This window comes from Pseudomonas sp. NMI542_15 (genome assembly GCF_021283425.1).
GTDB classification, from domain to species: Bacteria; Pseudomonadota; Gammaproteobacteria; order Pseudomonadales; family Pseudomonadaceae; genus Aquipseudomonas; species Aquipseudomonas fortuita.
Map to the genome: position 1 here is coordinate 52,665 of NZ_JAJSRO010000030.1, position 13,849 is coordinate 66,513.

Genomic DNA, 13,849 nt, shown 5'->3' on the forward strand with positions numbered 1-13,849 from the left:
TGATCAGGCCTTGTTCTTCTGAGCCAGGGCTGCCTTGACGAAACCACTGAACAGCGGGTGGCCGTCACGCGGGGTGGAGGTGAATTCCGGGTGGAACTGGCAGGCGACGAACCATGGGTGGTCCTTGGACTCGACCACTTCCACCAGCGCACCGTCTTCGGAACGACCGGAAACCACCAGGCCAGCATCGACCAGTTGCGGCAGCAGGTTGTTGTTCACTTCGTAGCGGTGACGGTGACGCTCGGTGATCACGTCCTTGTTGTAGCAGTCGTGCACCTTGGAGCCGGCGGCCAGTTGGCAATCCTGTGCGCCCAGGCGCATGGTGCCGCCCAGGTCGGAAGCCTCGGTACGGGTTTCGACGGCGCCGGTGGCATCTGCCCACTCGGTGATCAGGCCGACCACCGGGTGGCCGCTGTTGCGGTCGAATTCGGTGGAGTTGGCGTCTTTCCAGCCCATCACGTTACGGGCAAACTCGATCACGGCCACCTGCATGCCCAGGCAGATGCCCAGGTACGGTACTTTGTTCTCACGGGCATACTGCACCGCGGTGATCTTGCCTTCCACGCCACGCAGGCCGAAACCGCCCGGCACCAGAATGGCGTCGGCGCCCTCGAGCAGGCTGGTACCCTGGTTCTCGATGTCTTCCGAGTCGATATAGCGCAGGTTTACCTTGGTGCGGTTGGTGATGCCGGCGTGGCTCATCGCTTCGATCAGCGACTTGTACGCATCCAGCAGCTCCATGTACTTGCCGACCATGGCGATGGTCACTTCATGCTCCGGGTTGAGCTTGGCATCGACCACTTTGTCCCACTCGGACAGGTCGGCACCATTGCACTGCAAACCGAAACGTTCGACGACGAAGTCGTCCAGGCCCTGAGCGTGCAGCACGCCCGGGATCTTGTAGATGGTGTCGACATCTTCCAGCGAAATCACCGCACGCTCTTCAACGTTGGTGAACAGCGCAATCTTGCGACGCGACGAGGCATCGACCGGGTGGTCGGAGCGGCAGATCAGCACGTCAGGCTGCAAGCCGATGGAGCGCAGCTCCTTGACCGAGTGCTGGGTCGGCTTGGTCTTGGTTTCGCCAGCGGTGGCGATGTACGGGACCAGGGTCAGGTGCATCAGCATGGCGCGCTTGGAGCCCACTTCGACGCGCAGCTGGCGGATCGCCTCAAGGAACGGCTGCGACTCGATGTCACCCACGGTACCGCCGATTTCCACCAGGGCCACGTCGGCATCGCCGGCACCCTTGATGATACGACGCTTGATTTCGTCGGTGATGTGCGGAATGACCTGGATGGTCGCGCCCAGATAGTCACCACGACGCTCTTTACGCAGCACGTGCTCGTAAATGCGACCGGTGGTGAAGTTGTTGTTCTGGGTCATGGTGGTGCGGATGAACCGCTCGTAGTGGCCCAGGTCGAGGTCAGTCTCGGCGCCATCCTGGGTGACGAACACTTCCCCGTGCTGGAACGGGCTCATGGTGCCCGGGTCGACGTTGATGTACGGATCCAGCTTGAGCATGGTGACCTTCAGGCCCCGCGCTTCCAGGATGGCCGCCAGGGAAGCCGAGGCAATGCCTTTCCCCAATGAAGAAACAACACCGCCCGTGACGAATATGTAGCGCGTCATGAAAAACCCTAGAAGTCTGCGTTAAGGCGGCCAGCGCCGCCGGAGAAAGCGAAGGAAGGCCGAAGCCCCCGATCACCTGCGTCAATCACAGTGCATCTCGAAAAACTGTCGCGTCTGTACAGACCAGGGGTATCCCCGGCATGGAGCTCGCTCGTCATTTCCAGAATTCAGCCCAGCAAAAAACTGCTTGGTAATCGGCAACCCCTGTGTTTTCGCGGAAGCCACAGAAGTTGTATCAAGAAGGGAGGGTAGTCTACCGGAATGTACCCTTCATCTCAAACCTTGCGCGCTGGTCGGCAACTGCCAATGCAGCTGGCAATCCGCCTGCACCAGCCCGGGCAGGTTGGCCACCGCCAGCAGGCGCCCGCCCTGATAGAGCAATGGCAGGCGCGGACGCAGGAAATGCGGCACCTGCTGCTCATTGAGCAGGCGCTTGAGGTCGCGCTGGCCGCGCCCTGGGACCTCCAGCCTTTCGCCGCCCTGGCGGTAGGCAATGCGCAGGCCAGCCAGCGGCCCGGCGACATCAAGACGCACCCTGCCGTTTCCTGGCAGCACCAGGGCAGCAGCTGAATTGAGCCAGGCTAGTTCGCCGACAGGCTGCTGCAACCAGTCGCCGCTCAGCCACCAGATGCGACCTTGGCTGCGCACCAGCTCCCCATCGGCAAGCCGCCAGACGGGCTGGGCATCGGCGGCGGCATCGCGCAGGTCGCCCCAGCCAGCCCAATGCCGGGCGTCGGGCAGACGGGTGCGCCGGCTCAGCCAATATTGAACGGCATTACGCTGACGGGCCGGCGACAGCGTCACCAGGGCGGCCAGGTCGAGGGATTCCAGTCCCGACCAGGCAAGGGGCGCGCCTTCTTGCGCAGCCGCCAGGTCGCTCTGGGCCAGTTCGTCCAGCAGGCCCAGCGCTTCACCCAGGTGCTCGGCGGCACGAGCGAAGTTCTGGCCGGCCTGCGGCCAACGTTGCTGCAAGTGCGGGAACACCTCGCCACGCAGGTAGTTGCGGGCAAATTGTGTGTCGCTATTCGAAGGGTCTTCAATCCATGCAAGCCCGTTCACCCGGGCATAGTCATGCAGTTGCTGGCGTGAACAACCCAGCAACGGCCTGATCAGGCTGCCCTGCCCTAGCGCCCGCTGCGCAGGCATCGCCGCCAGGCCACGCAGGCCGGCGCCGCGCAACAGGCGGAACAACAGCGTTTCAGCCTGGTCGTCGCGGTGCTGCCCGGTAAACAGCATGTCGCCTTGGCCCAAGGCTTGCTCGAAAGCGGCATAGCGAGCGTTGCGGGCAGCCTGTTCGAGGCTGGCGCCGGGAGTGACCTGGACGTGAATGACCTGAAGTTCGATGCCAAAGTTGTCGCAGATGGCTTGGCAGTGGGCAGGCCAGGCGTCGGCCGCGGCTTGCAGGCCGTGGTGGATATGGATGGCGCGCAGCGGGGGGGAAGCGTGGTTGCGGGCGTGGGTGGCCAGCAGGTGCAGGAGGACGGTGGAGTCGAGACCACCGGAGAAGGCTATGTACCAGGTGGGGGCTTGCAGCCAGGGGGTGAGGTTGATCATGAGGGCCTCACATGGCTTGAGAGTGCCGGGGGGGCTTTGCACCCCATTCGCCGGCAAGCCAGGCTCCCACAAAGCTCACCGTGGGAGCCCGGCTTGCCGGCGAATGGGCCGCAGAGCGGCCCCTTTGGTATGTCAGAGGCCGTAACTCATCAGGCGCTCGTAACGGCGAGCCAACAGCGCGTCGTTGTCCAGCTTGCCGAGCATGTCCAGCTGCTGTATCAGGTCAGCGCGGATGCTTTCCGACACTTTCACCGGGTCACGATGGGCGCCGCCCAACGGCTCCTGGATGACCTTGTCGACGATGTTCAGGCTCTTCAGGCGCTCGGCAGTGATGCCCATTGCCTCGGCTGCGTCGCACGCCTTGTCGGCAGTCTTCCACAGGATCGAAGCGCAACCTTCCGGCGAGATCACCGAGTAGGTGGAGTATTGCAGCATGTTCAGCTGGTCACACACGCCGATCGCCAGTGCACCGCCAGACCCGCCCTCACCGATCACGGTGGCGATGATCGGGGTTTTCAGGCGCGCCATCACGCGCAGGTTCCAGGCGATTGCCTCGCTCTGGTTGCGCTCTTCGGCGTCGATGCCCGGGTAGGCACCCGGGGTGTCGATGAAGGTCAGGATCGGCATCTTGAAGCGCTCGGCCATTTCCATCAGGCGGCACGCCTTGCGGTAGCCCTCCGGGCGCGGCATGCCGAAGTTGCGGCGTACCTTTTCGCGCACTTCACGGCCCTTCTGGTGGCCGATGACCATGACCGGCTTGCCATCCAGGCGCGCGGTACCACCTACGATGGCGGCGTCGTCGGAGAAGTGGCGGTCACCGTGCAGCTCTTCGAACTCGGTGAAGATGTGCTCCAGGTAGTCCAGGGTGTAAGGACGACGCGGGTGACGTGCCAGGCGGGCGATCTGCCAGCTGGTCAGGTTGCCGAAGATGCTTTCGGTCAGTGTGTTGCTCTTGTCTTGCAGACGGGCAATTTCATCGCTGATGTTCAGCGAATTGTCGTTGCCTACCAGGCGCAGGCCTTCGATCTTGGCTTGCAGGTCGGCAATCGGCTGTTCGAAATCGAGAAAATTCGGGTTCATAGTCATCCGTCTTGGGTCTACGGCCAGGCGGCCGGCCGGTTGATCCGTTTGGCGCCATACCTTAAGGGATCAGGCGCATTCAGGTCGAGATTAAATTTTGGGTCGGTTCAACGATATTGCAGGAAGACGTTCTCACGCCCGAACTGGTCACGCAGCGCCTGAATCAGCCCGTCGGCCGGGTCGATCGACCACTGCTCACCGAACTGCAGCATGGCCTTGGCGTCGCTGCCGGTGTACTCCAGGGTAATCGGGCAAGCACCGCGATGGCGCGTGATCAGCTCGCCCAGCCACTTCAGCCGGTCGCCTTTCAGCGCCTCGTGTGCCACCTTCAGGCGCAGGCTCTCGGCCAGCTTGGTGCGCGCATCTTCCATGGTCATCACCTGCTTCACCCGCAGGCGCAGGCCACCCGAAAAGTCATCGTTGCTGACCTCGCCTTCGACAACCACCATGGCATCGGCCTGCAGCAAAGACTGTGCCGCCATGAAGGAATCAGCGAACAGGGAGGCCTCGATGCGGCCGGAACGGTCATCCAGGGTGACGAAGCCCATCTTGTCGCCCTTCTTGTTCTTCATCACCCGCAGGGCAATGATCATGCCGGCGATAGTCTGGGTCTCGCGCGACGGCTTGAGGTCAATGATGCGCTGACGGGCGAAGCGGCGGATCTCTGCCTCGTACTCGTCGATCGGGTGACCGGTGAGGTACAGGCCCAAGGTGTCCTTCTCGCCCTTCAGGCGCTCCTTGAGGGTGAGCTCGCGCACCTTGCGGTGATTGGCATAGACATCGACTTGCGCTTCATCGAACATGCTGCCAAACAGGTCGACATGGCCACTGTCCGCCGTATGGGCTGCCTGCTCGGCTGCCTTGATGGCTTCGCCCAGCGCCGAGAGCAAGGTTGCACGGTTGATGTCGATGTTGGCCTGGTAGGCCTTGATCTCGTCATGGAAGTGCGGGCCCAGGCGGTCCAGTGCGCCGCTGCGCACCAGGGCATCCAGGGTGCGCTTGTTCACCCGCTTGAGGTCGATGCGTTCACAGAAGTCGAACAGGTCCTTGAACGGCCCGCCTTGGGCGCGGGCCTCGACAATGGCCTCCACCGGGCCTTCGCCGACGCCTTTGATCGCGCCCAGACCGTAGACGATTCGGCCGTCGTTGTTGACGGTGAACTTGAAGTCGGAGAAGTTCACGTCGGGCGCGTCGAGGCGCAACTTCATGCTGCGGACTTCTTCTACCAGCACAACCACCTTGTCGGTGTTATGCATATCCGCCGACAGCACGGCAGCCATGAACGGCGCCGGGAAGTGGGTTTTCAGCCAGGCCGTCTGGTAGGACACCAGGCCATAGGCGGCGGAGTGGGATTTGTTGAAGCCATACCCCGCAAACTTTTCCACCAGATCAAAGATGTTACCGGCCAGGTCGGCATCGATGCCGTTGTTGGCGCAACCTTCGATGAAACCACCACGCTGCTTGGCCATTTCCTCGGGCTTTTTCTTACCCATGGCCCGGCGCAGCATGTCCGCACCACCGAGGGTGTAGCCCGCCATCACCTGAGCGATCTGCATCACCTGTTCCTGGTACAGGATGATGCCATAGGTAGGCGCCAGCACCGGCTGCAGGCCTTCATACTGGTAATCCGGGTGCGGATAGGCCAGCTCGGCACGGCCGTGCTTGCGGTTGATGAAGTCGTCCACCATGCCCGACTGCAACGGGCCCGGGCGGAACAGCGCCACCAGTGCGATAAGGTCCTCGAGGCAGTCGGGTTTGAGCTTCTTGATCAGCTCCTTCATGCCCCGGGATTCAAGCTGGAACACCGCCGTTGTTTCGGCTTTTTGCAGCAACTCGTACGTCTTGCGGTCATCCAGCGGGATGAAGTCGATGTTCAGATCGGGCAGGTTCTTCTTGGCCTGCTCGCGGTTGATGATCTCCATCGCCCACTTGATGATGGTCAGGGTACGCAGGCCGAGGAAGTCGAACTTGACCAGGCCGGCGGCCTCGACGTCGTCCTTGTCGAACTGGGTGACCAGGCCGCCGCCCTCTTCATCACAGGCGATCGGCGAAAAATCGGTGAGCTTGGTCGGCGCGATAACCACACCACCGGCGTGCTTGCCGGTACCCCGGGTGACGCCTTCCAGCTTCAGCGCCATGTCCCAGATTTCGCGGGCGTCCTCGTCACCCTTGAGGAAGTCGCGCAGAATTTCTTCCTGCTCGTAGGCCTTCTCCAGGGTCATGCCCACTTCGAACGGGATCATCTTGGACAGGCGGTCGGCCAGGCCGTAGGACTTGCCCTGCACCCGCGCCACGTCACGCACCACCGCCTTGGCGGCCATGGTGCCAAAGGTGATGATCTGGCTGACCGCATTGCGCCCGTAGGCATCGGCCACATATTCGATCACCCGGTCCCGGCCGTCCATGCAGAAGTCGACGTCAAAGTCGGGCATGGAAACACGTTCAGGGTTGAGGAAGCGCTCGAAGAGCAAGTCGTAGGCCAGCGGGTCGAGGTCGGTGATCTTCAGCACGTAGGCCACCAGCGAGCCTGCACCCGAACCACGGCCAGGTCCCACCGGCACGCCGTTGTTCTTGGCCCACTTGATGAAGTCCATCACGATCAGGAAGTAACCGGGGAAGCCCATCTGGATAATGATATCCAGCTCGAATTTCAGGCGGTCCAGGTACACCTGGCGCTTCTCTTCGTAATTGGGCGTGGTCTCTTTGGGCCACAGTACCGCCAGGCGCTCTTCCAGGCCTTCGTGGGAAACGTGACGCAGGTAATCGTCGATGCCCATGCCGTTCGGCGTAGGAAAGTCGGGCAGGAAGTGTTTGCCCAGTTGCACCTGGATGTTGCAGCGCTTGGCGATCTCGACGGTGTTGGCGATGGCATCAGGCAAGTCGCTGAACAGCTCGGCCATTTCCTCGGCCGATTTCAGGTACTGCTGGTCACTGTAGCCACGCGGGCGGCGCGGGTCATCAAGGGTCCAGCCTTCACCAATGCACACGCGGGTTTCGTGGGCGTCGAAGTCCGCTTGCTTGATGAAACGCACGTCGTTGGTGGCCACCAGCGGGGCACCAAGCTTGTCGGCCAACGCCACCGCCGCGTGCACGTATTCCTCGTCGCGAGCGCGGTTGGTGCGCTGTACTTCAACGTAGAAGCGCTCGGGGAACATGCCCATCCAGTCTTGCAGCAAGGCCTGGGCTTCTTCGTCCCGGCCGGACAACAAGGCCATGCCGATATCGCCTTCCTTGCCCGCTGAAAGGGCAATCAGGCCCTCGCTGGCAGGGGCGATCCAGTCCCGCTGAAGAATGACCAGGCCGTTACGCTGGCCTTCGGTCCAGCCGCGCGAGATCAACTCGGTGAGGTTGCGGTAACCCTTGGGGTCCATGGCCAGGAAGCAGATGCGCGACAGCGGGGCTTCCGGGTCGGCACCGGCCAGCCACAGGTCGGCACCACAGATCGGCTTGATGCCCGCGCCCATGGCCGTCTTGTAGAACTTCACCAGCGAGCACATGTTGCTCTGGTCGGTGATCGCCACCGCCGGCATGTTCATCCCGGCCAGCGCCTTGGCCAGCGGTTTGATCCGCACCAGGCCGTCGACCAGCGAGAATTCGGAGTGGACGCGCAGGTGAACGAAGGGAACCGACATGGAAGATCCTGTAGCAGTGCTTAACGACAAGGGCGGGATTGTAGCTCAAATGGGGAAGAGATTTGGGGCTGCTTGCACCCTCCCTGCAGGAGCAGCCTTGTGCTGCGAAGAGGCCAGTACCGGCGTAGCAACTGCATTTACCTGACTGCCCTTTCGCAGCACAAGGCTGCTCCTACAAGAGCGAAAGGGCCGCGAAGGGCCCTGGCAGGTCAGATCAGGGAATGGGTGACGCCTTCGCGTGCTTCCCAGGCCGCCCGCACCGGGGCAAAGGAACGCCGATGAATGGGCGTAGGCCCCAACCGCGCCAACGCCTCAAGGTGCACCGGGGTCGGGTACCCCTTGTGCCCACCAATGCCATACCCGGGGTAGATCAGCTCGAACGCGCTCATCTCACGGTCACGGCTGACCTTGGCCAGGATCGAGGCAGCCGCAATAGCCGGCACCTGGCTATCGCCTTTGACCACCGGCGACGCCGGAACGGCCAGGTTCGGGCAGCGGTTGCCATCGATCAAGGCCAGTTTCGGCGTAATGTGCAGGCCTTCCACCGCGCGCTGCATGGCCAGCATTGTGGCCTGCAGGATGTTCAAGCGGTCGATTTCTTCGACCTCGGCACGGGCGATGCAGAAGCTCAGGGCCTTTTCACAGATCTCGTCGAACAACGCCTCGCGCTTGGCTTCGGTGAGTTTCTTCGAGTCGTTCAGGCCGAGGATCGGGCGCGCCGGATCAAGGATTACCGCCGCCGTTACCACCGCACCGCACAGCGGGCCGCGGCCGACTTCGTCGACGCCGGCGACCAGGTCCTCGACCAGGTTGAAGTCCAGTCCAATTTGCATGTCAGCGGTCCTTGAGCAAGGCCAGTACCGCCTCGGCCGCCTGGTTGGAGGCGTCACGGCGCAGGGTGCGGTGAATTTCGTCGAAACGTTCGGTCTGCTGGCTGCCATCGCGCACCAGCGGCGCGAGGGTGTTGGCCAGGGCATCGCTGGTGGCGGCGTCCTGCAACAGTTCAGGCACCAGTTCGCGCTGGGCGAGCAGGTTCGGCAATGACACGTAAGGGCTCTTGACCAGGCGCTTGAGGATCCAGTAGGTCAGGGGCGCCAAACGGTAGGCTACCACCATGGGGCGCTTGTACAGCAGTGCTTCGAGGGTGGCGGTACCCGAGGCGATCAAGACCGCATCACAGGCTGCCAGCGCCTGGTGCGACTGGCCATCGAGCAGGGTCAGCGGCAGTTGCCGGCCTACGAGCATGTGTTCAACCTGGGCACGACGCGCGGCGTTGGCGCAGGGCAGCACGAAGTGCACGCCCGGTACCTGCTGCTGCAGACGCTCGGCGGCGTCAAGGAACAATGCCCCCAGGCGCCCTACTTCGCCGCCCCGGCTGCCGGGCATCAGCGCAACCACCGGGCCCGCGCCCAGGCCAAGCGCAGCACGCGCTGCAAGACGGTCAGCTTGCAGCGGTATGGTGTCGGCCAGCGGATGACCGACAAAACGCACCGGCACGCCCTGCTCTTCATAGAACCGCGCCTCGAACGGCAGCAGCGTCAGCATCAGGTCGCAGCCTTCGCGAATTTTCAGCACGCGCTTCTGCCGCCAGGCCCAGACCGACGGGCTGACGTAATGCACGGTCTTGATCCCGACCTGACGCAGTTTCAGTTCGATGTTGAGGGTGAAGTCAGGGGCGTCAATGCCGATGAAGACATCGGGCTTTGCGTCGATCAGTGTCTGGATCAGCAGCTTGCGGCGCTTGAGCAGCTCGCGCAGGCGCCCCAGCACTTCGACCAGGCCCATGACCGCCAGGCGCTCCATGGGGAAGTACGATTGCAGCCCTTCGGCTTCCATCAAAGGGCCGCCAACGCCAATGAAACGTACATCGGGGTGGCGCGCCTTGAGGGCACGCATCAAGCCTGAACCAAGGATATCGCCGCTGGCCTCACCCGCGACCAAGGCTACGCAAAGCGGGGCCATGTCAGCGGGTGATGCCGCGGGCGGAGTTCACGATCGACTGACGGAACAGTTCGACCTCAGGGTGCTTCGCAGCCATCTCGGCCAGCTCCTTGAGCGCGTCTTCGACGGTCAGGCTCTGACGATAGACAATCTTGTAGCAACGACGCAGTACGTGAATCACCTCGTCGCTGAAACCGCGGCGGCGCATGCCTTCGAAGTTCATGCTGCGGGCTTCGGCCGGGCTGCCGAACACGGTGACGAAGGCCGGGACGTCCTTGCCGATTGCCGTGCCCATGCCGGAAAACGCGTGGGCACCGATATGACAATACTGATGCACCAGGGTGTAGCCGGACAGGATCGCCCAGTCCCCCACATGCACATGGCCTGCCAGGGCCGTGTTATTGACCAGGATGCAGTGGTTGCCGATGACGCTGTCGTGGCCGATGTGGGCATAAGCCATGATCAGGTTATGGTCGCCCACGGTGGTTTCCGCACGGTCCTGAACGGTGCCGCGGTGAATGGTCACCCCTTCGCGGAACACATTGTGATCACCGATCACCAGGCGCGTCGGCTCCCCCTTGTACTTGAGGTCCGGGGTATCTTCGCCGATGGAGGAAAACTGAAAGATACGGTTGTGCTTGCCGATACGGGTCGGCCCTTTGAGCACAACATGCGGGCCGATAACGGTACCCTCCCCGATTTCCACATCGGGGCCAACGATCGACCAAGGGCCGACCTCGACACCATCGGCCAGCTTGGCCGACGGATCGATAATGGCCCGAGGATCAATCGAATTCATAGGGAGCGTTCCGCGCATGTGATCTGTGCCGAGCAAACCGGCTTGCCGTCCACCAGCGCGCGGCATTCGAATTTCCAGATCATGCTCTTGCGGCTCAGGAACTTGGCTTCCAGCACCAACTGGTCACCCGGCAGTACCGGCTGACGGAAACGCAGCTTGTCGGAACCGACGAAGTAATACAGGGTGCCATCAGCCGGCTTGGCATCGAGCATCTTGAAACCGAGGATGCCTGCCGCCTGGGCCATGGCTTCGATGATCAAAACGCCCGGCATGATCGGGTGCGCCGGGAAATGGCCGTTGAAGAACGGCTCGTTGATGCTGACATTCTTGTAGGCACGAATGCTCTGGGCCTCGAAGTCCAGATCCGTCACCCGGTCCACCAGCAGGAACGGGTAACGGTGAGGCAGGTATTCGCGAATCTCGTTGATGTCCATCATTTCGGGGGGGAAGCCTGTAATAAGAATAGGGAGCGCAGGTGCTGAACACACGCTCCTTTAGCAATCCAAAGAGGAGCCAGCTAGCGACTGTTCACTCTTGCTCAGGGAATGGTATCAGCCTTCTGATGTCGGCAGGCCACCTGAGGTCACGGTATCGACGCGTTTTTCCAGCTGCTGGAGGCGCTTGGCCATGTCATCAAGCTGGCGGATACGCGCAGCGCTCTTGCGCCAGTCAGCCAAAGGCTGCATGGCAGTGCCGGATGAATAGGAACCGGGTTCAGTGATCGAACGGGTTACCATTGTCATCCCGGAAATAAATACGTTATCGCAAATATCAATGTGCCCTACCAGGCCCACGCCCCCGGCCAGCATGCAATGCTTGCCGATACGCGTACTGCCGGAAATGCCCACACAAGCGGCCATGGCCGTATGGTCACCAATCTGCACGTTGTGGGCGATCTGGATCTGGTTGTCGAGCTTGACCCCGTCACCGATTCGCGTGTCGGACAGCGCACCACGGTCGACGGCAGTATTGACGCCGATTTCCACGTCATCACCAATGGTGACGCCACCGATCTGGGCGATCTTGCGCCAGATACCCTTCTCATTGGCAAAGCCGAAGCCCTCGCCGCCGATCACAGCACCCGACTGGATGACCACGCGCTTGCCGATGACGACGTCGTGATACAACGTAACACGCGGCGCCAGCCAGCCCCCTTCACCTACAACGCAACGTGCACCGACGAAGCAATGCGCGCCGATGCTGACATCAGCCTCGATGCGCGCACCGCTTTCGATCACCGCGAACGGGCCGATACTGGCGCTTGCGTCCACCTGCGCGTCCCCAGCCACCACGGCGCTGGGATGGATTCCCGCCACAGCCTTGGGTTTGGGGTCGAACAGGTGGGAAATACGCGCATACGCCTGGTACGGGTCGGCCACAATCAGGGCATTGCCAGCGAAGCTTTCGGCATCCGCAGCCTTGAGCAATACCGCACCCGCCTGGCAGTTATCCAGGTACTTGCGGTACTGCGGGTTGGCGAGGAAGCTCAATTGACCGGGGCCAGCCTCCTGCAAGGTGGCCAGCCCGGTAATCTGCAATGCCTCGGGCCCCTTGAGGGTGGCACCGAGGGCCTCGGCCAGCTGGCCTAGCGTCATGGTCACACTCATATCAACGGGCTTGGTTCATGCGCTCGATGACCTGGCGGGTGATGTCGTACTGAGGCTTGACATCGATGACCGCGCCACGCTCGAGGACCAGGTCGAAACCGCCTTTCTTGATCACTTCCTCGACAGCGCCATCCAGCTTCGGCTTCAGTTGCTTGAGCATGTCGCGATCAGCAACGGCCTTGGCTTCGTTCAGCTCCTTGGACTGGAACTGGAAGTCACGGGCCTTTTGCTTGAACTCGAGCTCCAGGCGCTCACGCTCCTGCTGCTGCATCTTGTCACCGCCTTTGATCAGGCGGTCCTGGATGCCCTTGGCGCTGCTTTCGAGGCTTTTCAGCTTGGTCAGTTGCGGGCCGAACTTCTTCTCGGCATCAACCGCGTATTTCTTGGCGGCATCCGACTCGAGCAGTGCCATCTGATAGTTCAGGACGGCAACCTTCATTTCGGCGAATGCCGGGGTGGCGACCAGCGCCGCGGCCACTACGGCCAGTTGAGCCAATTTACGCACGATGCACTCCTGGATAAACCGTTGTCGTTAAGCAAGGGCCGACCTTAGAAGGTCTGGCCCAGAGAGAATTGGAACACCTGGGTATCGGCATCGTCCGGCTTCTTGACCGGCATTGCCAGGCTGAAGCTCAACGGGCCCAGTGCGGTAATCCAGGTCACACCCAGGCCGACCGAACTGGCCATACCCGAGAAGCCGACCTTTTCGCAATCAGGTTTGTTGCCGCAGTTGGTGTCGAACACGTTACCCACGTCCCAGAACACGGAGGTGCGCAGCGAACGCTGGTCCTTGACGAACGGCAGCGGGAACAGCAGCTCGACACCGCCCTGTACCAGCACGTTGCCACCGAACGGCAGCGGATCCTGATCCGGGTCACGGATGGTGCCAGGTTTACCGCCTTCGTCTGCACCTTTACTCGGCGTGCTACGCGGGCCCAGGCTGCTGTCCTTGAAGCCGCGCACGGAGTTGAAGCCACCTGCGAAGTAGTTCTCGTAGAACGGCAGGCCCGAAGTGCTGCCATAACCATCACCATAGCCCAGCTCGGTGTGCAGGCGCAGGGTGTAGTCGTTGTTGATCGGCTGGAACAACTGGCCACGGTAGTCCAGCTTGAAGAACGACAAGTCGCTGCCAGGAATGGTGGATTCCAGGGTCAGGCTTTGCGAGTGACCACGGGTGGCCAGCACGCCTTTGTTCAGGGTCGACTCGGACCAGCCAATCGATGCCTTGAAGTTCAGGAAGTTTTCGCCCTCCTGATCGAGGAAGTCGAAGATCTCGTCAACGGTGTACTTGCCGGTCTTGATCTTGTCCTGCTGCACGCTCAGGCCGTATGTCAGGCGCGAGGTCTCGCTGATCGGGTAGCCCAGGCTGACGCCTGCACCCAGGCTGTCCACTGCGTAGCTGGCCACGTCGACGTCGAGGTCGTCGTAGTTGGTGCTGCGGTAGAAGGCGTTGTAACCCAGGCTGACGCCATCGGCAGTGAAGTAGGGGTCCACGAAGCCGAAGTTGTAGCGGGTCTGATATTCCGAGCGGGTCAGCCCGATGGACACCTTGTTACCGGTACCGAGGAAGTTGCTCTGGCTGATCGAACCCCCGAGGATCAGGC

11 protein-coding genes are annotated in these 13,849 nt (G+C 62.0%); all 11 read right to left on the minus strand.

The features are described from left to right. Nucleotides 1-3: 3 nt before the first annotated feature. Complete coding sequence (locus LU684_RS27830; protein ID WP_016485222.1) at nt 4-1,632, minus strand: CTP synthase; 1,629 nt, start codon at nt 1,630-1,632, stop codon at nt 4-6. Between the two features lie 270 nt (nt 1,633-1,902). Further along, nucleotides 1,903-3,186 (minus strand): tRNA lysidine(34) synthetase TilS, encoded by a 1,284-nt coding sequence (tilS, locus tag LU684_RS27835; RefSeq protein ID WP_232895259.1) that lies wholly within the window; start codon nt 3,184-3,186, stop codon nt 1,903-1,905. Nucleotides 3,187-3,318: 132 nt separating this feature from the next. Beyond that, nucleotides 3,319-4,266: an acetyl-CoA carboxylase carboxyl transferase subunit alpha gene (gene accA / locus LU684_RS27840; protein ID WP_024717683.1), complete on the minus strand. Its 948-nt coding sequence runs from the start codon at nt 4,264-4,266 to the stop codon at nt 3,319-3,321. Nucleotides 4,267-4,373: 107 nt separating this feature from the next. Next, nucleotides 4,374-7,898: a DNA polymerase III subunit alpha gene (dnaE, locus tag LU684_RS27845; protein WP_016485219.1), complete on the minus strand. Its 3,525-nt coding sequence runs from the start codon at nt 7,896-7,898 to the stop codon at nt 4,374-4,376. 209 nt (nt 7,899-8,107) lie between these two features. Then, the gene (rnhB, locus tag LU684_RS27850; RefSeq protein WP_232895260.1) at nt 8,108-8,731 is read right to left on the minus strand and encodes a ribonuclease HII; all 624 of its coding nucleotides are present in this window, start codon (nt 8,729-8,731) and stop codon (nt 8,108-8,110) included. A 1-nt stretch (nt 8,732) separates the two neighbouring features. Further along, on the minus strand, nt 8,733-9,860 hold the full coding sequence (gene lpxB, locus LU684_RS27855) for a lipid-A-disaccharide synthase (protein ID WP_060519614.1): 1,128 nt from the start codon (nt 9,858-9,860) through the stop codon (nt 8,733-8,735). A gap of 1 nt (nt 9,861) precedes the next feature. Further along, nucleotides 9,862-10,638, minus strand: a complete 777-nt coding sequence (lpxA, locus tag LU684_RS27860; protein ID WP_016485216.1) for an acyl-ACP--UDP-N-acetylglucosamine O-acyltransferase — start codon at nt 10,636-10,638, stop codon at nt 9,862-9,864. After that, complete coding sequence (fabZ, locus tag LU684_RS27865) at nt 10,635-11,075, minus strand: 3-hydroxyacyl-ACP dehydratase FabZ (protein WP_008094893.1); 441 nt, start codon at nt 11,073-11,075, stop codon at nt 10,635-10,637. The genes lpxA and fabZ overlap by 4 nt, the downstream gene beginning before the upstream one ends. Nucleotides 11,076-11,189: 114 nt before the next feature. Next, on the minus strand, nt 11,190-12,245 hold the full coding sequence (gene lpxD / locus LU684_RS27870; RefSeq protein ID WP_016485215.1) for a UDP-3-O-(3-hydroxymyristoyl)glucosamine N-acyltransferase: 1,056 nt from the start codon (nt 12,243-12,245) through the stop codon (nt 11,190-11,192). Nucleotide 12,246: 1 nt separating this feature from the next. Then, nucleotides 12,247-12,750, minus strand: coding sequence for an OmpH family outer membrane protein (locus LU684_RS27875; protein ID WP_012270843.1), 504 nt, complete (start codon nt 12,748-12,750; stop codon nt 12,247-12,249). A gap of 44 nt (nt 12,751-12,794) precedes the next feature. After that, nucleotides 12,795-13,849 (minus strand): outer membrane protein assembly factor BamA (gene bamA / locus LU684_RS27880; protein WP_232895261.1); only part of this gene is annotated, 1,055 nt, incomplete at its 5' end.